Genomic DNA, 23024 nt, shown 5'->3' with positions numbered 1-23024 from the left:
AAATGCTTTTAGTCTCACGTTTTCGTTCTCCATTCTGGTTGTTATTGCTGCTGGCGAGTGCCAGCGGCGCTGCGCGTTCATCTTTTATCCAGCAGGCCGAAAACCCTTTCGATAATAATCAGGATAACCTTCCTGACCTCGGCATGACGAAAGAGAATAGCGAGGGCGAAAAGCACCTTGCCGAAATGGCGAAAGCCTTTGGTGAAGCCAGTATGGTTGATAACGGGCTGGATACCGGCGAGCAGGCGCGAATGTTTGCGCTGTCTAAAATCCGTGACCAGGTGAGCGGTGAGGTGAATCAGACGCTGGAAAACTGGCTGTCGCCGTGGGGCAATACCAGCGTCGCGCTTCAGGTGGATGATGACGGCGGGTTTACCGGTAGCCACGGCAGCTGGTTCGTGCCGTTGCAGGATCAATGGGATTACCTCACCTGGAGCCAGCTTGGGGTGGCGCAGCAGGATGAAGGATTGATCGGTAATGTGGGCCTGGGTCAGCGCTGGGTCGCCGGGAAATGGTTGCTGGGCTACAACACCTTTTATGACAACTTGCTGGATGAAAACCTCGATCGCGGCGGGTTAGGCGCGGAAGCCTGGGGCGAGTATCTGCGTTTTTCCGCGAACTACTACCAACCGCTGCGTACCTGGTCCAACACAGAAGAGACGCTACAGCAGCGCATGGCGCGCGGCTACGACGTCACCGCGCAGGCGTGGATCCCGTCTTATCATCACATCAACACTAGCCTGAGTCTGGAGCAGTATTTTGGCGATAACGTCGATCTGTTCCATAGCGGTACGGGGTATCACAACCCGGTAGCGGTTTCACTTGGGCTCAACTATACGCCGGTGCCGCTGGTCACCTTCAGCGCGCAGCATAAGCAGGGCGAAAGCGGCGTCAGCCAGAATAATTTGGGGATGAAACTCAACTATCGTTTTGGCGTGCCGCTGAAAAAACAGCTTCAGGCCGATGAAGTGGCGATGACGCGCTCCCTGCGCGGTAGCCGCTACGATAGCCCGGAACGTAATGCCTTGCCGGTGATGGAGTCGCGTCAGCGTAAAGATTTAACCGTCTACCTGGCGACACCGCCGTGGGATCTCAGCGGTGGCGAAACGGTGCAGCTTAAGCTGCAAATCCGCAGTCTGCACGGGATTAAATCACTAAGCTGGCAGGGCGATACCCAGGCGCTGAGCCTCACGCCGCCAGCCTCACGCGATAGCGCTGATGGCTGGAGTATTATCATCCCCGCGTGGGATTACAGTGAGGGCGCCAGCAACCGCTGGCATTTGAAAGTGGTGGTTGAGGATAAACACGGTCAGCGTGTGTCGTCGAATGAAATTACCTTGTCACTGACCGAGCCGCTTGTCAGCTTCCCTGAAGAGGGGAGCAGCTGGCAAGCTAATCCTTAGAAAATACGCTCCTGGTGGACCCACACGGCAGCTTCAACGCGTGACTTCAGCTTCATTTTCTTCAGCATATGCTTCACGTGCACTTTCACCGTGCTTTCCGTGATATCAAGACGGCGGGCGATCATTTTGTTGGGCAGGCCCTGCGCAATCAGTTTCAGGATATCGCGCTCGCGCGGGGTAAGCTGATTGATATCGCGGTCTGACGTGGCGCGGTTGGCGCGCAGGCTGGCAGCCAGAACGGGCGTTAATGCTTCGCTCAGCACCATCTCACCGGCAGCGGCCTGTTGCAGCGCTTTCAGCAAGTCTTCCGGCTCCATATCTTTTAGCAGATAACCATCTGCGCCGCGTTTCAGGGCGGTGACTACATCTTCTTCATGGTTTGAGACACTGAATACCACCACGCGGCCAGAAAGGCTTTTCTCGCGCAGTTTGTCGAGTGTTTCCAGACCATTCATGCCAGGCATATTGAGATCGAGCAGAATCAGATCGGGATCGAGCGCTTCAGCCAGTTCAATGCCTTGCTCGCCATTGCTGGCTTCGCCAACGACCTGAATATCCGGCGCCATACTGATGAGCTGTTTTACGCCAGTACGGAGCATCGGATGATCGTCAATTAACAGGATAGTTGCCCGTTCCTGATTACTCATGGATATCTCCTTGTTGAGTTGAGAGAGGTTTTTCAGGGATAAACGTAACCACCACTTCGGTGCCGCCGCTTTCACGGCGTCGAACCTGGCAGTCGCCGCGCAGGCTCTGCGCGCGGTCACGCATGATAATGAGTCCGTAATGGTTGCTGCGCTCGGCGTGGACCGGTACGCCGCAGCCATTGTCCGCCACCACCAGTTTGACCTGATTCTCCTGCTGCGTGACGGTAACTTTGACTTCACTGGCCTGCGAATGCTTAAGGGAATTACTCAACGCTTCGCGGGCGATTTGTAAGACGTGGATTGCCTGGTGAGACGGTACATAGCGCGGTGGCAATTGATAATCGAGCTGCACCGGGAAACCAAAGTGCGCGCTGTACTCCTGACAGCTGGCTTCCAGCGCCGGGCGTAATCCCGGCTCGGTGAGCTGTAAACGGAAGGTCGTCAGCAGTTCGCGTAATTGCGCCCACGATGTGTTCAGTTCATTGCGGATTTGCCCCAGCAGCTCGCGGCTCTCTGGCGACAGGTCCGCGCCCTGCATTTGCAGGCAACTCACCTGCATCTTCATACAGGAGAGCGATTGGGCGATGGAGTCATGCAGTTCGCGGGCAATGGTGGCGCGCTCTTCCATCACAATCAGCTGTTGCTGGCGCTCCTGGTGTCGGTCGAGCGCCAGCGTCGCGGTCAACTGTTCCAGCAGTGTGTCAACCAGCTGTTGCTGATCGTGGCTAAGCTGACGGCCATGCGGCAGCGTCGCCAGTAAAATACCGTATTGATTATGGCTATCGGTTAAGCGCCATTTCAGCGTGCTGCCGCCGTCCGGCGTCAGGAGATCGTCACGCGGACACAGATAGCAGCCTTTATCATCGCAGGCCATACCGGAATGGCAGCTGAATTCCTGATGATTCTCTTCATCTTCAATATCATAAACCCGTACTTCGATTTCGCGCAGCGGCGTCAGGCCCTGCAAACCATTCAACACGGGAGAAATGCGTTCACAAAGTGGGGCATTGGCGTGCAGACGGCGATTGGCCTGCCACAGGAACGCGAGAATGGCATTTTTCTGTTCCAGCCCTGCGGTTTTTTCCTGTACCCGGCGTTCGAGCGAAGCGTAACTTTCCGCTAGCTCTTCCGACATATTGTTCAGCGCCATGCCGAGGGTCGCCATTTCATTGCGGCCGCTGATTTGCGCGCGCTGGGTAAAATCGCGATGACTTACCGCGCGCGCCATGCTCAGCAGTTGCTGCCACGGACGCAGCAGGCGGGCGCGCAGCCAGATGACGGTAAACAGCAGCAACAGCGCCATGATCGCCGCCATCGCGCGGTGAACCCAAACCACGTGGTGAATACGTTTTTCAGTGGTGTGGTCAAACGCCGTCACCAGTTGGTCGATACGGCCAACAAAATTCGCCACTTCTCCCGCCACGACATCCTGGCTTTGCGCCTGGCGAATCCCCGGGGCGAGGCTGGATTGCCAGTATTGCTGCAGCGCGATCAATTGCTCCTGTTGACCATCGCGGCGGGCGGCCTCTATCAGTTCCGGGCTAAATACGGTGGTGCGCATTTCATCAAACAGCGCGTTGTCATTCTCATTAATGGGAATTGCAGCAAGCAGGCGATAGCTCTGCATACGCAGCGAGCCAGCTTTATTAATGGCGTGCGCGCTGCCCTGGACGCCGTCAACCAGGCGGCCAGAAGTGATCATGCCCGCTACGCCAATGGCGGTAGAAAGCAGGACGATGAGCGCCAGTTGATTAACCAGCGTCAGTGGTGTAAACAGACGTTTAAACATATACAGCAGGATCCCTGACGGGGTGGCTCCCCGGTAGTGGCGTTATTTTCGGCTATCGCCTGGAGTATACCCATACCCCTAAAGGATTACCCCTTAATTGCCATGATAGTAGAGATGTTCGCAAGGGAGGAGTATATCCCTTTCAGCCATGTGAAATATCAGGTCTTTTTACGCAATATCGTCTACTCATAAAGGGTCATGATAGATTTTTGCGCAGAATAATGACTACTTTTCCTTTGATTTATATCAACTTACCTCACGGTGTAAACCCTATTGTGCCAAGGGTTGATATTAATAATCAGAGGTGTCTATGAGTCACTCAACTACCCCGGAACGGGCAAGCGGCGCTGTTATTACTGAATGGCGCCCGGAAGATCCCGAATTTTGGCAGTCGCGCGGTCACCGCGTCGCCAGCCGAAATTTATGGATTTCCGTCCCGTGCTTGCTGTTGGCGTTCTGTGTGTGGATGTTGTTTAGTGCCGTGGCGGTGAATTTACCGAAAGTCGGCTTCCAGTTTACTACCGATCAATTGTTTATGCTGACGGCGCTACCCTCGGTGTCGGGCGCGCTGCTGCGTGTGCCTTACTCCTTTATGGTGCCGCTGGTGGGCGGTCGCCGCTGGACGGCGTTCAGTACCGGGATCCTGATAATCCCTTGCGTGTGGTTAGGTTTTGCGGTGCAGGATACCTCTACGCCGTTTAGTACCTTTATCATTATCTCTCTGCTGTGTGGTTTTGCCGGAGCGAACTTCGCCTCCAGTATGGCGAACATCAGCTTCTTCTTCCCGAAAGAGAAACAGGGCGGGGCGCTGGGCATTAACGGCGGCCTGGGCAACATGGGCGTGAGCGTCATGCAGCTGGTTGCACCGCTGGCGATTTCCCTCTCTATCTTTGCGGCGTTTGGTAGCCAGGGCGTTGAACAGCCGGATGGCACTCAGCTTTATCTGGCGAATGCGGCGTGGATTTGGGTGCCGTTCCTGGCCATCTTTACCCTCGCAGCCTGGTTTGGCATGAACGAGCTGGCGGCGTCGAAAGCGTCTCTGCGTGAGCAGTTACCGGTTCTGAAACGCGGCCACCTGTGGATCATGAGCCTGCTGTATCTGGCAACCTTCGGCTCGTTTATCGGTTTCTCTGCCGGTTTCGCGATGCTGTCGAAAACCCAGTTCCCGGAAGTGCAGATCCTGCATTACGCCTTCTTCGGTCCGTTTATCGGCGCGCTGGCACGTTCTGCGGGCGGGGCAATTTCCGACCGTTTGGGCGGGACGCGCGTGACGCTGGTTAACTTTATCCTGATGGCGGTCTTCAGTGCGCTGCTGTTTATGACCCTGCCTGCGGATGGCGTGGGCGGTAACTTCACCGCATTCTTCGCCGTCTTCCTCGTGCTGTTCCTGACCGCCGGGCTGGGTAGCGGTTCCACCTTCCAGATGATCTCCGTTATCTTCCGTAAGCTGACGATGGATCGCGTTAAAGCGGAAGGTGGTACTGAAGAGAAAGCGATGCGTGAAGCCGCAACCGATACGGCGGCTGCGCTGGGCTTTATTTCCGCGATTGGCGCAATCGGCGGCTTCTTTATTCCAAAAGCTTTCGGTACGTCTCTGGAATTAACCGGTTCACCTGCCGGTGCAATGAAAATTTTCCTCGTGTTCTATATTGCCTGTGTGGTTATCACCTGGGCGGTATACGGGCGTAAAATAAAAAAATAAGTATGACTTTTTGATTATCAGGCGCGAGGAATCGCGCCTTTTTTTTGACCAGATAAAAGGCGGTATGCCGACGGATAAAAATCATCTACCCCTTAATACCATTAACATCTCCACATGGGATGTTAAATCGCAAAATAACCATAAAAACCCTTATATAACAGTAAGTTAAAATACAAAAAATACTACCACCAAGGTGGTATATGTAAAATTCCGTGTGATTACTAAGCCGATTCATCTTGATCCCTATCAATTCCCTTCTTCTTTCAGAGCGTTAATTTCGCTGCAAATTCAGCAATGTCGATTTATCAGAGAGCCGACAGGCTCCAAACAGGAGAGACCCGATGAGTAAATTCCTGGACCGGTTTCGCTACTTCAAACAGAAGGGTGAAACTTTTGCCGATGGGCACGGACAGATTCTGAATACCAACCGGGATTGGGAAGATGGATACAGAAGCCGCTGGCAGCATGACAAAGTCGTACGTTCTACCCATGGGGTGAATTGTACGGGTTCATGCAGCTGGAAAATCTACGTAAAAAATGGCCTCGTGACCTGGGAAACCCAACAAACCGACTACCCGCGCACTCGCCCGGATTTGCCTAACCACGAGCCACGCGGCTGCCCTCGCGGCGCCAGCTACTCCTGGTACCTCTACAGCGCCAACCGCCTGAAATATCCGCTGATGCGTAAACGCCTGATGAAAATGTGGCGTGAAGCGAAAGTGCAGCACAGCGATCCGGTTGATGCATGGGCGTCCATCATCGAAGATTCTGATAAAGCCAAAAGCTTCAAACAGGCGCGTGGTCGCGGCGGTTTCGTGCGCTCCTCCTGGCAGGAAGTGAATGAGCTGATTGCGGCGTCTAACGTCTATACCGTCAAAACCTACGGCCCTGACCGCGTAGCAGGCTTCTCGCCGATCCCGGCGATGTCGATGGTCTCTTACGCCTCCGGCGCGCGTTATCTGTCGCTGATTGGCGGTACCTGCCTGAGCTTCTACGACTGGTACTGTGACTTACCGCCAGCCTCGCCGCAGACCTGGGGCGAGCAGACGGACGTACCGGAATCGGCTGACTGGTATAACTCTAACTACATCATCGCCTGGGGCTCTAACGTGCCGCAGACGCGTACCCCGGATGCGCACTTCTTCACTGAAGTGCGTTACAAAGGGACCAAAACCGTTGCCATTACTCCGGACTACGCTGAAATCGCCAAACTGTGCGATCTGTGGCTTGCACCGAAGCAGGGTACCGACGCCGCGATGGCGCTGGCAATGGGTCACGTGATGCTACGTGAATTCCACCTCGACAAACCGAGCCAGTACTTTACCGACTACGTTCGCCGTTACACCGACATGCCAATGCTGGTGATGCTGGAAGAGCGTGACGGTTACTACGCGGCGGGTCGTATGTTGCGTGCCGCCGATCTGGTCGATGCGCTGGGTCAGGAAAAGAATCCGGAATGGAAAACCGTCGCCTATGACGAACAGGGTGACATGACCGCGCCGAACGGCTCTATCGGTTTCCGCTGGGGCGATAAAGGTAAATGGAACCTTGAACAGCGTGACGGGAAAACCGGTGAAGACGTTCAACTGCGTCTGAGCCTGCTGGGCAGCCACGATGACATCGCGCAGGTCGGTTTCCCGTACTTTGGCGGCGAAGGCACCGAGCACTTCCAGAGCGTTGAGCTGGAAAATATCCTGCTGCATAAACTGCCGGTAAAACGTGTTCAACTGGCCGATGGCAGCACCGCGCTGGTGACCACTGTTTATGACCTGACGCTGGCGAACTATGGACTGGAACGCGGTCTGAACGATGAAAACTGCGCCGTCAGCTACGACGACATGAAGGCCTATACGCCGGCCTGGGCGGAGAAAGTGACGGGCGTTTCCCGCGCACACATCATCCGCGTCGCGCGTGAGTTTGCGGATAACGCCGATAAGACCCATGGCCGTTCGATGATCATCGTCGGTGCCGGTCTGAACCACTGGTATCACCTGGACATGAACTACCGTGGTCTGATCAACATGCTGATCTTCTGCGGTTGCGTAGGTCAGAGCGGCGGCGGCTGGGCACACTATGTGGGCCAGGAAAAACTGCGTCCGCAAACCGGCTGGCAGCCGCTGGCGTTTGCCCTCGACTGGCAGCGTCCGGCGCGTCACATGAACAGCACCTCGTACTTCTATAACCACTCCAGCCAGTGGCGTTACGAAACCGTCACGGCGGAAGAGTTGCTGTCACCGCTGGCGGACAAATCCCGCTATACCGGCCACATGATTGACTTCAACGTGCGCGCCGAACGTATGGGTTGGCTGCCGTCTGCGCCGCAGTTAGGTACTAACCCACTGCGTATCGCAGAAGAAGCGGAAAAAGCGGGCATGAATCCGGTGGATTACACCGTGAAGTCCCTGAAAGAGGGCTCTATTCGCTTTGCGGCTGAACAGCCGGAAAACGGTAAAAACCACCCGCGTAACATGTTCATCTGGCGTTCTAACCTGCTGGGCTCCTCCGGTAAAGGTCATGAGTTCATGCTGAAATATCTGCTGGGTACCGAGCACGGTATTCAGGGGAAAGATCTCGGCAAACAGGGCGGCGTGAAACCGGAAGAAGTGGAATGGCAGGACAACGGCCTCGACGGCAAACTGGATCTGGTGGTCACGCTGGACTTCCGTCTGTCGAGCACCTGCCTCTACTCTGACATCGTGCTGCCAACCGCGACCTGGTATGAAAAAGACGACATGAATACCTCGGATATGCATCCGTTTATTCATCCGCTGTCTGCCGCGGTTGACCCGGCCTGGGAATCGAAAAGCGACTGGGAAATCTACAAAGGTATCGCGAAGAAATTCTCAGAAGTGTGTGTCGGTCATTTAGGCAAAGAAACCGACGTGGTGACGCTGCCAATTCAGCACGACTCCGCCGCCGAACTGGCGCAGCCGCTGGATGTGAAAGACTGGAAAAAAGGCGAATGTGACCTGATCCCAGGCAAAACCGCCCCGCACATTCTGACCGTTGAGCGTGACTACCCGGCAACTTACGAGCGCTTCACCTCTATCGGCCCGCTGATGGAGAAAATCGGTAACGGCGGTAAAGGTATCGCATGGAACACCCAGAGCGAGATGGACCTGCTGCGTAAGCTCAACTACACCAAAGCGGATGGCCCGGCGAAAGGCCAGCCGATGCTGAATACGGCGATTGATGCGGCAGAGATGATCCTGACGCTGGCGCCGGAAACCAACGGCCAGGTTGCTGTGAAGGCGTGGGCCGCACTGGGTGAGTTTACCGGTCGTGACCATAAACATCTGGCGCTGAATAAAGAAGACGAGAAGATTCGTTTCCGCGATATTCAGGCGCAACCGCGCAAAATCATCTCCAGCCCGACCTGGTCAGGCCTTGAAGATGAGCACGTTTCTTATAACGCCGGTTACACCAACGTTCACGAGCTGATCCCGTGGCGTACGCTCTCTGGCCGTCAGCAGCTGTATCAGGATCACCAGTGGATGCGTGATTTCGGTGAGAGCCTGCTGGTTTACCGTCCGCCGATCGACACCCGTTCGGTAAAAGAAGTGATGGGCCAGAAATCCAACGGCAATCCGGAAAAAGCGCTTAACTTCCTGACGCCGCACCAGAAGTGGGGGATCCACTCCACCTACAGTGACAACCTGCTGATGCTGACCTTAGGTCGCGGTGGCCCGGTGGTGTGGATGAGCGAAGTTGACGCCAAATCGCTGGGTATTGCGGATAACGACTGGATTGAAGTGTTCAACAGCAACGGCGCGCTGACTGCCCGTGCGGTTGTCAGCCAGCGTGTGCCGGAAGGGATGACCATGATGTACCACGCGCAGGAACGTATCGTGAACCTGCCGGGTTCAGAAATCACCAGCCAGCGCGGCGGGATTCATAACTCGGTGACGCGTATCACGCCGAAACCGACGCACATGATCGGCGGCTATGCGCAGCTGGCCTACGGCTTTAACTACTACGGCACCGTCGGCTCTAACCGCGATGAGTTTGTTGTGGTACGTAAGATGAAGAACATTGACTGGTTGGATGGCGAAGGCAATGACCAGGTACAGGAGAGCGTAAAATGAAAATTCGTTCACAAGTCGGCATGGTGCTGAATCTGGATAAGTGCATCGGTTGCCACACCTGTTCAGTCACCTGTAAAAACGTCTGGACCAGTCGTGAAGGCGTGGAGTACGCGTGGTTCAACAACGTGGAAACCAAGCCGGGTCAGGGCTTCCCGACCGACTGGGAAAACCAGGAAAAATATAAAGGCGGTTGGATCCGCAAAATCAACGGCAAAATCCAGCCGCGCATGGGTAACCGTGCGCTGCTGCTGGGTAAAATCTTCGCCAACCCGCATCTGCCGGGCCTTGACGATTACTACGAGCCGTTTGATTTTGATTACCAGAACCTGCACACCGCGCCGGAAGGCAGCAAAGTGCAGCCGATTGCTCGCCCGCGCTCGCTGATTACCGGGAAGCGTATGGCGAAAATCGAGAAAGGCCCGAACTGGGAAGATGACCTGGGCGGCGAGTTTGAGAAGCTGTCGAAAGACAAAAACTTCGAGAACATGCAGAAGGCGATGTACGGTCAGTTCGAAAACACCTTCATGATGTACCTGCCGCGTCTGTGCGAGCACTGCCTGAACCCGGCTTGTGCGGCGACCTGTCCGAGCGGTGCCATCTACAAGCGTGAAGAAGACGGCATCGTGCTGATCGACCAGGACAAATGCCGCGGCTGGCGTATGTGTATCACCGGCTGCCCGTACAAAAAAATCTACTTCAACTGGAAGAGTGGCAAGTCTGAGAAGTGCATTTTCTGCTACCCGCGTATCGAAGCCGGTCAGCCGACCGTGTGCTCCGAAACCTGCGTGGGCCGTATCCGTTATCTGGGCGTGCTGCTCTATGATGCGGACGCGATTGAACATGCCGCCAGCACCGAGAACGAGAAAGATCTCTATCAGCGTCAACTGGAGGTGTTCCTCGATCCGAACGATCCGAAAGTGATTGAGCAGGCGCTGAAAGATGGCATTCCGCAGGGCGTGATCGAAGCGGCCCAGCAGTCTCCGGTGTACAAAATGGCCGTTGACTGGAAGCTGGCGCTGCCGCTGCACCCGGAATACCGCACGCTGCCAATGGTGTGGTACGTGCCGCCACTGTCACCGATTCAGTCGGCTGCGGATGCGGGCGAACTGGGCAGCAACGGCATTCTGCCGGATGTCGAAAGCCTGCGTATTCCGGTTCAGTATCTGGCGAACCTGCTGACTGCTGGCGATACCCAGCCGGTATTGCTGGCACTGAAACGTATGCTGGCAATGCGCCACTTCAAACGTGCGGAAAACGTCGATGGCGTGGTAGATACCCGTGCGCTGGAAGAAGTTGGCCTGACCGAAGCACAGGCGCAGGAGATGTATCGCTACCTGGCTATCGCCAACTACGAAGACCGTTTCGTAGTGCCGAGCAGCCACCGCGAGCAGGCGCGTGAAGCCTTCCCGGAAAAAAGCGGTTGCGGTTTCAGCTTCGGCGACGGTTGCCACGGTTCAGACAGCAAATTCAACCTGTTCAACAGCCGCCGCATCGATGCTATCGATGTGAGCAGCAAAACGGAGCCGCACGCATGATTGAGTTACTCGTCATCTCGCGTCTGCTCGAATACCCGGATGCTGCCCTGTGGCAGCATCAGGACGAGGTTTTCGAGGCTCTCGCGTCTTCAGCAAAACTCGATAAAGAGGATGCCCAGAAACTGGGCGTTTTCCTGCGCGATTTAACTGCGCAGGATCTTCTCGATGTTCAGGCGAACTACAGCGAATTGTTCGACCGTGGTCGCGCCACGTCGCTGCTGCTGTTCGAACACGTTCACGGGGAATCCCGCGATCGCGGTCAGGCGATGGTTGACCTGATGAACCAGTATGAGCAGCACGGTTTGCAGCTGGATAGCCGCGAGCTGCCGGATCATCTGCCGCTGTATCTGGAATATCTTGCTCAGTTGCCGGAAAGCGAAGCCATTGGCGGATTGCAGGATATTGCGCCGATTCTGGCGCTGTTAAGCGCGCGTCTGACCCAGCGTGAAAGCCGTTATGCGGTGCTGTTTGATACGTTGCTGAAAATGGCGCATAGCGAAGTGGACAGCGACAAAGTCGCCGAAAAAATCGCTGATGAAGCGCGCGATGATACGCCACAGGCGCTGGACGCAGTCTGGGAAGAAGAGCAGGTGAAATTCTTCGCCGACCAGGGCTGTGGCGAGTCTGAAATTTCGGCTCACCAACGCCGGTTTGCGGGGGCTGTCGCGCCGCAATATCTGAATATCTCTAACGGAGGAGAGCGATAATGCACTTCCTGAATATGTTTCTCTTCGATATCTACCCGTATATTGCGGGCTCAGTATTTCTGATTGGTAGCTGGCTGCGTTATGACTATGGTCAGTACACGTGGCGCGCGGCATCCAGCCAGATGCTGGATCGCAAAGGGATGAACGTGGCGTCGAACCTGTTCCACCTGGGGATTCTGGGGATTTTCGCTGGTCACTTCCTCGGGATGCTGACGCCGCACTGGATGTACGAAGCGTGGCTGCCAATTGAAGTGAAACAGAAAATGGCGATGTTTGCCGGTGGCGCAAGCGGCGTGCTGTGTCTGATTGGCGGCGTATTGCTGCTGAAACGCCGTCTGTTCAGCCCGCGCGTGCGTGCGACATCTACCGGAGCGGATATTCTGATTCTGACGCTGCTGGTGGTGCAGTGTGCGCTGGGTCTGCTGACCATTCCGTTCTCCGCGCAGCATATGGACGGTAGCGAGATGATGAAACTGGTCGGTTGGGCGCAATCGGTAGTGACCTTCCACGGCGGCGCATCCGCGCATCTGGACGGCGTGGCGTTAATCTATCGCGTTCACCTGGTGCTTGGCATGACGCTGTTCCTGCTGTTCCCGTTCTCGCGTCTGGTGCATATCTGGAGCGTCCCGGTGGAATATCTGACGCGTAAGTATCAGATTGTGCGTGCGCGCCACTAAGTGCGGTTAGCATTGACGACAAACCCTGCTTCGGCGGGGTTTTTTTATGGGCACGGTGCGGTGTGAATTGTCGGATGGCGCTTCGCTTATCCGACCTACGGGTAACGTGCATTTGTAGGCCCGGTAAACGCAGTGCCACCGGGCAAAAATCAGCTCGGAGTAACAGGTTTTGAGTATTTAAGAAAGTGATGGTGGTGGGGGAAGGATTCGAACCTTCGAAGTCGATGACGGCAGATTTACAGTCTGCTCCCTTTGGCCGCTCGGGAACCCCACCAGGGGTAATTCAAATTTTGAGGTAATGATTGAGATGGTGGTGGGGGAAGGATTCGAACCTTCGAAGTCGATGACGGCAGATTTACAGTCTGCTCCCTTTGGCCGCTCGGGAACCCCACCACGGGGTATTGCTTGGTACTGGCCTGCTTCCTTGTGGGGAAGCGGGGCGCATCATATCAAATGACGCGCCGCTGTAAAGCTTTCGTTTGAATAAAATGAACCGTTTGCGTACTTTTCATCCGTAACGCGTTAAAGGCAACCAGTTCATTTTGTTAGTGATTAAAGAATAATCGTCCGATTGCCGTACACGAACACGCGCTGGGCCAGCACCTGGTACAATGCGCGGCTTAATACATTCTTCTCGACGTCGCGACCGGCGCGCATCATATCTTCCGCTGTATAGGTGTGATCAACGTGAATCACGTCCTGCATAATGATTGGGCCTTCATCCAGATTATCATTTACGTAATGCGCGGTGGCGCCGATGATCTTCACGCCGCGCTCGTAGGCCTGGTGATAAGGGCGAGCACCAATAAAGGCCGGCAGGAATGAGTGGTGAATGTTGATAATTTTATTTGGGAAACGCGACACAAAGTTCGGCGTCAGGACGCGCATATATTTCGCCAGCACCACGTAATCCGGGTCGTGTGCGTCAATGGCATCGGCCATTTGCAGGTCGTGCTCATCGCGCGTCAGCCCTTCGTGGCTTACCAGCTGGAACGGAATATCAAAACGCTCAACCAGCGTGCGCAGGGTTTCGTGGTTGCCAATCACTGCGGCAATTTCCACATCCAGACCACCGTAATTCGCTTTCATCAGCAAATCACCCAGGCAGTGCGCCTCTTTGGTGACCAGAATAACGATACGGCGACGGCCAGCCGGGTTCAGCTCACGGATAGAACCTTCCGGTAAGGCGCTGTCTAAATCTGCCAACAGCGTGACATCGTTAAATATGCCTTCCAGCTCGGTACGCATAAAAAAGCGTCCGGTACGGTGATCAACGAATTCATTGTTCTGCACGATATTCAGTTCATGCTTGTAACAAATATTGGTAATTCGTGCGATCAGGCCTTTTTGATCGGGGCAGATTGTGCGGAGAACTTTTCGTTGTAATGAGTGCATTGCCGGGTAAATCCTGTTGATGATGTTTGCGAAACTGAGCGGGTCAAATTACTGCCCGCAGCATTTTTTAAATTTTTTCCCTGAACCGCAAGGGCAGGGGTCATTGCGGCCAAATACGGGGCGTGTGCCATCAATATAGTACCACTGACCGTTTTCTTTTAAGAATCTTGAACGCTCAATGATAGCGCCGTTCTTGTTATGGTCGTGAAAACGCGCCACGAAGCTCACAAAACCTTCGTCGCCGTGCGCGCCGTCTTCGGTCGCGAAGACGGTAAGCCCAAGCCATTGCGTTGTGGCAAAGCCGTTTTCAATATCCTGGCGATAATCGCCAGCCTGACAGGACGGATGCCAGGTTTTGATTAAATAATCTGCGTTTTTCATCACAAAAGCGCTGTAACGAGAGCGCATAAGGTGTGACGGTGTCGGTGCAACCTGTGCACCAGACAGATAACGTTGGCAACATGCGCTATACTCGACAGCGCTGCCACAGGGGCAAAGTTCAGACAAAATCGTCTCCCTGTACAATAATGAATGGCGCGATTGACGCCGGGTGGCACTATGTTAACCGAGCGGTGGCAATGTTGCCACGATGAAGCGAGAGGATGTCCACCGGTACGAATGAGAAAAGTTAAAATTGGTTTGGCTTTGGGGTCGGGCGCAGCGCGTGGCTGGTCCCACATTGGTGTCATTAAAGCACTACAGCAAATGGGAATTGAGATCGATATCGTCGCGGGTTGTTCCATCGGTTCGCTGGTGGGCGCAGCGTACGCCAGCAATCGTCTCCCCGCACTCGAAAAGTGGGTCTGCTCCTTTAGCTACTGGGATGTGCTGCGCCTGATGGATCTCTCCTGGCGTCGCGGCGGGTTGCTGCGCGGCGAACGTGTGTTCAGTCACTATCGACAGGTGATGCCCAACGATACCATTGAGCGTTGCGAAAAACGCTTTGCCGCCGTTGCGACGAATCTCAGTACCGGAAGAGAACTGTGGTTTACCAAAGGCGACCTGCATATGGCTGTGCGCGCATCCTGTAGTATTCCTGGCCTGATGTCACCGGTGCTGCATAATGGCTACTGGCTGGTTGATGGCGCGGTGGTCAATCCCATTCCCGTTTCGCTGACGCGCGCCCTCGGTGCGGATATCGTGATAGCCGTCGATTTGCAGCATGACGCGCATCTGATGCAGCAAGATTTAATGTCGGTCAATATTCAGCCCGACCCGGAGGAGAGCGATAATCCTGATACGCTCTCCTGGCATGAGCGACTGCGCGTGCGCTTAGGCCGCGTAGCATCACGGCGCACCTCCGTGACGCCAACGGCGATGGAAATCATGTCCACCTCGATTCAGGTGCTGGAAAACCGTCTGAAACGTAACCGTATGGCGGGCGATCCACCGGATATCCTGATTCAGCCGTTTTGTCCGCAGATCTCGACACTGGATTTTCACCGAGCCTCTTCTGCAATTGCCGCAGGTCAGTTAGCGGTAGAAAAAAAGACAGATGAGCTCTTACCTTTAGTTCGTGCCTCAATTTGAGACACTTTTAAGACTACTTAAGCAAAATCTGACAGGCGATTGTGTGAATAGCATGCCACTATTTATTTATCGTCGGCCAGGGGAGATATCATGACGCAGCCATTGGCGGGAAAACAGATCTTGATTGTTGAAGACGAACCCGTTTTCCGCTCCCTTCTGGATTCGTGGCTCTCTTCGCTGGGCGCTGAAACTTCGCTCGCACAGGACGGCGTGGCGGCGCTGGAGATCATGGCGACGCTCCAGCCTGATTTGATGATTTGCGATCTCGCGATGCCGCGTATGAATGGCCTCACCCTGGTGGAGCATGTGCGCAACGGCGGGGCGAAATTACCCATTCTCGTCATCTCGGCCACAGAAAATATGGCCGATATCGCCAGGGCGTTAAGGCTCGGGGTTCAGGACGTTCTGTTAAAACCGGTAAAGGATTTGAACCGGTTGCGAGAAACCGTGTTTGCCTGCCTCTATCCCAATATGTTTAATTCTCGGGTAGAAGAGGAGGAGCGGTTATTCGAAGACTGGGACGCCCTGGTTAACAATCCTTCTGCCGCTGCAAAACTGCTTCAGGAGTTGCAGCCACCTGTTCAGCAGGTTATCTCGCATTGCCGTATTAATTATCGGCAATTAGTGCTCGCCGATAAACCGGGTCTGGTGCTGGATATTGCGCCGCTCTCAGAAAACGATCTCGCGTTTTACTGTCTTGATGTGACGCGTGCGGGAGATAATGGCGTATTGGCCGCGCTGTTATTACGCTCGCTGTTCAATGGCCTGCTGCAGGAACAACTCTCCCACCAGGGGCAACGGCTGCCAGAATTGCGCAGTCTGCTTAAACAGGTAAATCAGCTTTTACGTCAGGCTAACCTGCCCGGTCAGTTTCCACTGCTGGTGGGGTATTATCACAGCGAGTTAAAAAATCTGATTCTTGTTTCAGCCGGGCTTAATGGCACATTAAATACCGGTGAACATCACATACAAATAAGTAATGGTGTGCCTTTAGGCACGCTGGGCAATGCATACCTTAACCAAATTAGTCAGCGTTGCAGTTCCTGGCAGTGTCAGATTTGGGGAAATGGTGGGCGCTTGCGTTTAATGTTGTCTGCGGAATGAGCAAACGCATTTTTCTCGCAGGATAGCTTTAACGGCTTATCTTTCACGGTGGTACTATCAGTTGGTCTGATACGTATAAATCTTAATTCGAGGTCAGCGCGTCCTTTTCGGAGCAGCCCCACCTGGCTGTGATGATATACTCAACGCGTTATTAATTAACGAGCAAGTTCAAAGTTTGAACAGTTCAGGAGATTTGAATGGCTGCCCTAAATTCGAAAGTGACTAAGGCCGTTATCCCGGTAGCGGGATTAGGTACCAGGATGTTACCTGCTACGAAGGCAATTCCTAAGGAAATGCTGCCGCTGGTAGATAAACCATTAATTCAGTATGTGGTAAATGAATGTATCGCCGCAGGTATCACTGAAATTGTGCTGGTCACTCACTCTTCCAAGAATTCGATTGAAAACCATTTTGACACCAGCTTCGAACTTGAAGCTATGCTGGAAAAACGCGTTAAGCGTCAGTTGCTGGAAGAAGTGCAATCTATTTGCCCGCCGCACGTAACCATTATGCAGGTGCGTCAGGGCCTGGCTAAAGGTCTGGGACACGCCGTATTATGCGCGCATCCAGTTGTGGGTGATGAGCCAGTCGCGGTTATTCTGCCGGACGTTATTCTGGATGAATTTGAGTCAGATCTGTCCCAGGACAACCTGGCAGAAATGATCAAACGCTTTGATGAAACAGGTTCAAGCCAGATTATGGTTGAGCCGGTTGAAGATGTTACCGCTTACGGCGTGGTTGACTGTAAAGGTGCCCCATTGGCACCGGGCGACAGCGTACCGATGGTTGGCGTGGTCGAGAAACCAAAAGCTGATGTCGCACCGTCTAACCTGGCAATCGTCGGGCGTTATGTCCTGAGCGCTGATATTTGGCCGCTGCTGGCAAAAACGCCTCCGGGAGCGGGTGATGAAATTCAGCTGACCGATGCTATTGATATGCTGATCGAGAAAGAAACCGTTGAAGCCTATCATATGAAAGGCAAAAGCCATGACTGCGGTAATAAACTGGGTTATATGCAGGCGTTCGTTGAATATGGCGTACGTCATAAGACACTGGGTGAAGAATTCACTGCGTGGCTTAAAGACACGCTGGGCGTAGCGAAGTAATTTATCGCGCGACCCTGAGCCGGGATACCGACCGTTCGGTATCCCGGCTTTTTTATTGTCGTGATTTACCAATGCGTAAAAAAACAGCAGGACAGAACAACGTACAGATAAAAAAAATCCCGCCGGAGCGGGATTCTTAAAGCAATTTCAGGATTAGTCCTTGATCAGGAAATCATCCAGAGATTTACCTTGCTCGTCCATTGCTTTTTTGATTACAGCAGGAGTACGACCCTGGCCGGTCCAGGTTTTCGTTTCGCCGTTTTCATCAACGTAGCTGTATTTAGCCGGACGCGCAGCGCGTTTTGCTTTGGTACCGGTTTTAGCAGCAGCAATGCTGTTCAGCAATTCGTTCGGATCAATGCCGTCAGCAATCAGCATTTCACGGTATTGTTGCAGTTTACGAGTGCGCTCTTCAACTTCAGCCGCTGCCGCGTTTTCTTCTTCGCGACGCTCGTTAACAACAACTTCTAATTTTTCCAGCATTTCTTCAAGCGTTTCAAGGGTGCATTCTCTTGCCTGCGCACGAAGAGTACGGATGTTGTTCAAAATTTTAAGTGCTTCGCTCATTGTAGTATTCTCAAACTTATATTGGGGGTGGTTTGTTGAAGTAATAATAGAGCGTTAAATTCAGTTGTGCAATAGGGAGGAATGTAAGGAATTCAAAATAACGTGTTATTTGGTGCTTTTATTAATATCTAAAAGTTAAATTTTTAGTGCTGCTTCACAACTTTACCCGGTCTATTGTCGGGAAAGCCTGAACTATAACACGCCGGAGAATGCAGCACGTCAGGACTGTAACGCAGGCGGCATATACTCCGTATGGATAAATATCAACCTTATGTATTAGTTGGTCCGTATCAATTTTGTGCGCTTCTTTATAGGTTATGAATGGTTACTATGCTAAATCACACCTGAGGTGATACAGGGTGAACCATTGCCCTTACGTGATAGTAACATTGCTGACCTGGCGACAGCGCCGGGATAATAACGACCTCATGCTGACTTATGCCGATCACCCGATACAGAAGAAACGTAGCCGTTATTACCCCCGGTTTTCCTATTAAATCCATAGTTATGACGATGTTATTTTCATGCTATTCAAATTGTCAGCCAACCTGTTGTAAGCCTTTCAGGTTGCTGAGGGAAGCTGTGCAGATTTTAACGATATTTCTTATTTATTGATGTCGCTCTTATTTTTGTTGAACATAGCCAGTTGAAGTTTGGTAGACGGATTAATCGACGAGGCCGCATCTGTCGGGGCCTGGAAGCCAATATAGGTAATTTGTAACCTGCCGTGTCCTGTTTTAAGCAATGATTCATCATTCTTAATGTTTATGATGGTGACAGTTATACAAAAACCGCATGTTTTGTATGCGCGAGCGTAGGGCAGGATAAAATATGGTACACTGCCGGGGTCTGAAAACGTATTGATTAGGGTTTCGCGGCCAATGGCACAACTTTATTTCTACTATTCTGCAATGAACGCGGGTAAGTCTACGGCGCTATTGCAGTCATCATACAATTACCAGGAACGTGGGATGCGTACCGTGGTTTATACCGCCGAAATTGATGACCGTTTCGGTGCTGGCAAAGTCAGTTCGCGTATCGGGCTCTCCTCGCCGGCAAAGCTGTTTAACCAGGGTAGTCAGCTCTTTGATGAAATTAGCGCTGAGAACGCGCGTGAGGCGGTTAACTGCGTGCTGGTGGATGAATGCCAGTTCCTGACGCGTCAACAGGTCTACGAGCTCTCTGACGTTGTCGATCAGCTCGATATTCCTGTTTTATGCTATGGCTTACGTACTGACTTCCGCGGTGAGCTGTTTGGCGGCAGCCAGTATTTACTGGCGCTATCTGACAAGCTGGTGGAATTAAAAACGATTTGTTTCTGCGGCCGTAAAGCCAGCATGGTGTTGCGTCTTGATCAAGAAGGCCGCCCTTATAATGAAGGCGAGCAAGTGGTTATTGGCGGAAATGAGCGTTACGTCTCCGTCTGTCGTAAACACTATAAAGAAGCGCTGGAAGAGGGCTCTCTGGCCGTTATTCAGGATAAGCACCGTCACTGCCGTCACCCTGCCTGATTGCGCTCTCGCGCGTTCTCCGCTCACGTCTGCGGTTAATATGGCGTGAGTGGGGCCAAATCTCTAATACGATATTGATCCTTCTTTAGCGCACTCGCGCGAGTTAACACGATAAGCAAAAAAAAAGCCCCATCCTGAGATGGGGCTTGCTATCAGAGCGTTAGTTCAGCGGCTGATTAAGCGGATTTTTTCGCTTTTTTCTCAGCTTTTGCTGGTGCAGCTTCTTTCTTCACTTCAACTTCGCCTTCGTTGTACTCACGTCCGTAGAAGGTATCCAGCAGGATTTGTTTCAGTTCAGAAATCAGCGGGTAGCGCGGGTTAGCGCCGGTGCACTGGTCGTCAAACGCATCTTCAGACAGTTTGTCGACGTTAGCCAGGAAGTCAGCTTCCTGAACGCCAGCTTCACGGATAGACTTAGGAATACCCAGTTCAGCTTTGATTTCTTCCAGCCATGCCAGCAGTTTCTGGATTTTAGCCGCAGTACGGTCGCCCGGTGCGCTCAGACCCAGGTGGTCAGCGATTTCAGCGTAACGACGACGTGCCTGCGGACGGTCGTACTGGCTGAATGCAGTCTGTTTGGTCGGGTTGTCGTTCGCGTTGTAGCGAATAACGTTGCTGATCAACAGGGCGTTCGCCAGACCGTGAGGAATGTGGAACTGAGAACCCAGTTTGTGCGCCATGGAGTGACATACACCCAGGAAGGCGTTCGCAAACGCGATACCAGCGATGGTTGCTGCACTGTGAACGCGCTCACGTGCTACCGGGTTTTTAGACCCTTCGTGGTAGGACGCTGGCAGGTTTTCTTTCAGCAGTTTCAACGCTTGCAGAGCCTGACCGTCGGAGAACTCAGAGGCCAGAACGGAAACGTAAGCTTCCAGGGCGTGAGTGACCGCATCAAGACCACCGAAAGCACACAGGGATTTCGGCATATCCATCACCAGGTTGGCATCGACAATCGCCATATCCGGGGTCAGCGCGTAGTCTGCCAGCGGATATTTCTGACCTGTAGCGTCGTCGGTTACTACCGCAAACGGCGTGACTTCAGAACCGGTACCGGAAGTGGTGGTGACAGCGATCATTTTCGCTTTCACACCCATTTTCGGGAACTTGTAGATACGTTTACGGATGTCCATAAAGCGCAGCGCCAGTTCTTCGAAGTGAGTTTCCGGGTGCTCGTACATAACCCACATGATTTTCGCAGCATCCATCGGGGAACCGCCGCCCAGCGCGATGATCACGTCTGGTTTGAAGGAGTTAGCCAGCTCTGCGCCTTTGCGAACAACGGTCAGGGTTGGGTCTGCTTCAACTTCAAAGAACACTTCAACTTCAACGCCAGCCGCTTTCAGAACAGAGGTGATCTGGTCTGCGTAGCCGTTGTTGAACAGGAAGCGGTCAGTCACGATGAGCGCACGTTTGTGGCCATCAGTAATCACTTCATCCAGCGCGATTGGCAGTGAGCCACGGCGGAAGTAGATAGATTTCGGAAGTTTGTGCCACAACATGTTTTCAGCTCGCTTAGCAACGGTTTTTTTGTTGATCAGGTGCTTAGGACCAACGTTTTCAGAGATGGAGTTACCACCCCATGAACCACAACCCAGAGTCAGGGAAGGTGCGAGTTTGAAGTTATACAGGTCACCGATACCACCCTGAGAAGCCGGGGTGTTAATCAGGATACGCGCGGTTTTCATCATTTGACCGAAGTGAGCGACGCGTTCCGGCTGGTTGTCCTGGTCGGTATACAGGCAAGAGGTATGACCGATACCGCCCATGGCAACCAGTTTTTCAGCTTTAACAACAGCATCTTCGAAGTCTTTGGCGCGGTACATTGCCAGTGTCGGAGACAGTTTTTCGTGTGCAAACGGTTCGCTTTCGTCGACAACTTTCACTTCACCAATCAGAATCTTGGTGGTCGCCGGTACGGTGAAGCCTGCCAGTTCTGCGATTTTAGCCGCAGGCTGACCCACGATAGCGGCGTTCAGCGCGCCATTTTTCAGGATGATGTCCTGAACGGCTTTCAGCTCTTTACCCTGCAGCATGTAGCCGCCGTGGCTGGCGAAACGTTCGCGAACGGCGTCGTATACGGAATCAACCACAACAACAGACTGTTCAGACGCACAAATTACGCCGTTATCGAAGGTTTTAGACATCAGCACGGATGCAACAGCACGTTTGATATCAGCGGTTTCGTCGATAACAACCGGGGTGTTACCTGCGCCTACGCCGATTGCTGGTTTACCGGAGCTGTATGCTGCTTTAACCATGCCTGGACCACCGGTCGCGAGAATCAGGTTGATGTCCGGGTGGTGCATCAGGGCGTTAGACAGTTCTACAGACGGTTGGTCAATCCAGCCGATCAGATCTTTCGGCGCGCCAGCAGCGATAGCTGCCTGCAGGACGATGTCTGCTGCTTTGTTCGTTGCATCTTTAGCACGCGGATGCGGAGAGAAGATGATAGCGTTACGCGTCTTCAGGCTGATCAGTGATTTAAAGATAGCGGTTGAAGTCGGGTTGGTAGTCGGGACGATACCACAGATAATGCCGATAGGTTCAGCGATGGTGATGGTACCGAAGGTGTCGTCTTCAGAGAGGACGCCACAGGTTTTTTCATCTTTATAGGCGTTATAGATGTATTCAGAAGCAAAGTGGTTTTTGATCACTTTATCTTCAACAATACCCATGCCGGATTCGGCAACAGCCATTTTTGCGAGAGGAATTCGAGCATCTGCGGCAGCCAGAGCGGCGGCGCGGAAGATTTTGTCGACTTGTTCTTGAGTGAAACTGGCATATTCACGCTGGGCTTTTTTTACGCGCTCTACGAGTGCGTTAAGTTCAGCGACATTAGTAACAGCCATAATGCTCTCCTGATAATGTTAAACTTTTTTAGTAAATCATCTGCTCGACAAGTCAGTATAGACAGAGCGCTACCAGCTTGCTTAGACCTTAAAGGAACAATCCACAACCCGTTCCCGATTCACTGATTTACTAAAAGAGCTTCGAACTCAAAGAGCGTTGCCTGAACTTCTTTCAGAGAATTTCCCTGAAATCTGTCGGCGTAATCAAGATTACTCACTTCTGAGTATGAAATATGTGATCAGCGTCAAAAATACGCCAAGCTGACACCTTTCAGCAGCCCCATTTTAGTAAAGATTGTAAATTGTTAACCATGGGTTGTGATGATTGGAGTGCACATTAGCATAATTTAAATCAATATATAACATTCTGTATTTCCGTGATTTTTGCAGAATTCTGGTGAAGTATGCCGCCAA

Annotated in this window: 16 protein-coding genes and 2 tRNA genes; 10 read left to right on the top strand and 8 right to left on the bottom strand. The window is 53.0% G+C overall.

Going from position 1 to position 23024, the window contains the following annotated elements; all coding sequences use genetic code 11:
* Window positions 1-2: 2 nt before the first annotated feature.
* The gene (locus tag AC1MKH_RS14160; RefSeq protein WP_276219985.1) at window positions 3-1403 is read left to right on the top strand and encodes a YchO/YchP family invasin; all 1401 of its coding nucleotides are present in this window, start codon (window positions 3-5) and stop codon (window positions 1401-1403) included.
* On the opposite strand, the gene narL is transcribed toward AC1MKH_RS14160, so the two are convergent.
* Both narL and narX read right to left on the bottom strand, forming a co-directional pair.
* A complete protein-coding gene (narL, locus tag AC1MKH_RS14155; protein ID WP_108477100.1) occupies window positions 1400-2050 on the bottom strand; it encodes a two-component system response regulator NarL in 651 nt (216 codons plus the stop codon). The genes AC1MKH_RS14160 and narL overlap by 4 nt on opposite strands.
* Window positions 2043-3839: a nitrate/nitrite two-component system sensor histidine kinase NarX gene (narX, locus tag AC1MKH_RS14150; RefSeq protein WP_276219986.1), complete on the bottom strand. Its 1797-nt coding sequence runs from the start codon at window positions 3837-3839 to the stop codon at window positions 2043-2045. The genes narL and narX overlap by 8 nt, the downstream gene beginning before the upstream one ends.
* 310 nt (window positions 3840-4149) lie before the next feature.
* On the opposite strand from narX, the gene AC1MKH_RS14145 reads away from it, so the two are divergent.
* From AC1MKH_RS14145 to narI, 5 genes are all read left to right on the top strand, one after another.
* On the top strand, window positions 4150-5541 hold the full coding sequence (locus AC1MKH_RS14145) for a NarK family nitrate/nitrite MFS transporter (RefSeq protein WP_276219987.1): 1392 nt from the start codon (window positions 4150-4152) through the stop codon (window positions 5539-5541).
* Between the two features lie 341 nt (window positions 5542-5882).
* Window positions 5883-9626, top strand: coding sequence for a nitrate reductase subunit alpha (locus AC1MKH_RS14140; RefSeq protein ID WP_276219988.1), 3744 nt, complete (start codon window positions 5883-5885; stop codon window positions 9624-9626).
* Complete coding sequence (narH, locus tag AC1MKH_RS14135; RefSeq protein WP_276219989.1) at window positions 9623-11161, top strand: nitrate reductase subunit beta; 1539 nt, start codon at window positions 9623-9625, stop codon at window positions 11159-11161. The genes AC1MKH_RS14140 and narH overlap by 4 nt, the downstream gene beginning before the upstream one ends.
* The gene (gene narJ, locus AC1MKH_RS14130) at window positions 11158-11868 is read left to right on the top strand and encodes a nitrate reductase molybdenum cofactor assembly chaperone (RefSeq protein WP_276219990.1); all 711 of its coding nucleotides are present in this window, start codon (window positions 11158-11160) and stop codon (window positions 11866-11868) included. The genes narH and narJ overlap by 4 nt, the downstream gene beginning before the upstream one ends.
* Complete coding sequence (gene narI, locus AC1MKH_RS14125) at window positions 11868-12545, top strand: respiratory nitrate reductase subunit gamma (protein WP_108477093.1); 678 nt, start codon at window positions 11868-11870, stop codon at window positions 12543-12545. Before narJ ends, narI begins: the two co-directional genes overlap by 1 nt.
* A gap of 189 nt (window positions 12546-12734) precedes the next feature.
* Here the strand turns inward: narI and AC1MKH_RS14120 are convergent.
* From AC1MKH_RS14120 to AC1MKH_RS14105, 4 genes are all read right to left on the bottom strand, one after another.
* Window positions 12735-12819, bottom strand: a tRNA-Tyr gene (locus AC1MKH_RS14120).
* A 34-nt stretch (window positions 12820-12853) separates the two neighbouring features.
* A tRNA-Tyr gene (locus tag AC1MKH_RS14115) sits at window positions 12854-12938 on the bottom strand.
* Window positions 12939-13097: 159 nt separating this feature from the next.
* The gene (purU, locus tag AC1MKH_RS14110) at window positions 13098-13940 is read right to left on the bottom strand and encodes a formyltetrahydrofolate deformylase (protein WP_276219991.1); all 843 of its coding nucleotides are present in this window, start codon (window positions 13938-13940) and stop codon (window positions 13098-13100) included.
* Between the two features lie 48 nt (window positions 13941-13988).
* Window positions 13989-14447, bottom strand: a complete 459-nt coding sequence (locus tag AC1MKH_RS14105; protein ID WP_276219992.1) for a YchJ family protein — start codon at window positions 14445-14447, stop codon at window positions 13989-13991.
* Between the two features lie 111 nt (window positions 14448-14558).
* Here AC1MKH_RS14105 and rssA point away from each other — a divergent pair, with 111 nt between their 5' ends.
* The 3 genes from rssA (at window position 14559) to galU (ending at window position 17680) form a co-directional block, all read left to right on the top strand.
* Window positions 14559-15470 carry a patatin-like phospholipase RssA gene (rssA, locus tag AC1MKH_RS14100; RefSeq protein WP_231827081.1) on the top strand — a complete coding sequence of 304 codons (912 nt, stop codon included), beginning with the start codon at window positions 14559-14561 and terminating at the stop codon, window positions 15468-15470.
* 90 nt (window positions 15471-15560) lie between these two features.
* On the top strand, window positions 15561-16574 hold the full coding sequence (gene rssB / locus AC1MKH_RS14095) for a two-component system response regulator RssB (protein ID WP_276219993.1): 1014 nt from the start codon (window positions 15561-15563) through the stop codon (window positions 16572-16574).
* 197 nt (window positions 16575-16771) lie between these two features.
* Window positions 16772-17680 (top strand): UTP--glucose-1-phosphate uridylyltransferase GalU, encoded by a 909-nt coding sequence (gene galU, locus AC1MKH_RS14090; RefSeq protein WP_276219994.1) that lies wholly within the window; start codon window positions 16772-16774, stop codon window positions 17678-17680.
* A gap of 153 nt (window positions 17681-17833) precedes the next feature.
* Here the strand turns inward: galU and hns are convergent, their stop codons facing one another.
* A complete protein-coding gene (gene hns / locus AC1MKH_RS14085) occupies window positions 17834-18247 on the bottom strand; it encodes a histone-like nucleoid-structuring protein H-NS (RefSeq protein ID WP_015964157.1) in 414 nt (137 codons plus the stop codon).
* An 881-nt stretch (window positions 18248-19128) separates the two neighbouring features.
* Between hns and tdk the strand changes: the two genes are divergently transcribed.
* The gene (gene tdk / locus AC1MKH_RS14080; protein WP_231827082.1) at window positions 19129-19758 is read left to right on the top strand and encodes a thymidine kinase; all 630 of its coding nucleotides are present in this window, start codon (window positions 19129-19131) and stop codon (window positions 19756-19758) included.
* A gap of 176 nt (window positions 19759-19934) precedes the next feature.
* Here the strand turns inward: tdk and adhE are convergent, their stop codons facing one another.
* A complete protein-coding gene (gene adhE / locus AC1MKH_RS14075; protein ID WP_276219995.1) occupies window positions 19935-22610 on the bottom strand; it encodes a bifunctional acetaldehyde-CoA/alcohol dehydrogenase in 2676 nt (891 codons plus the stop codon).
* Between the last annotated feature and the right edge of the window lie 414 nt (window positions 22611-23024).

This window comes from Pseudocitrobacter sp. CD920760, assembly GCF_057782505.1.
This window is presented reverse-complemented; position numbering and strand designations above follow the sequence as displayed.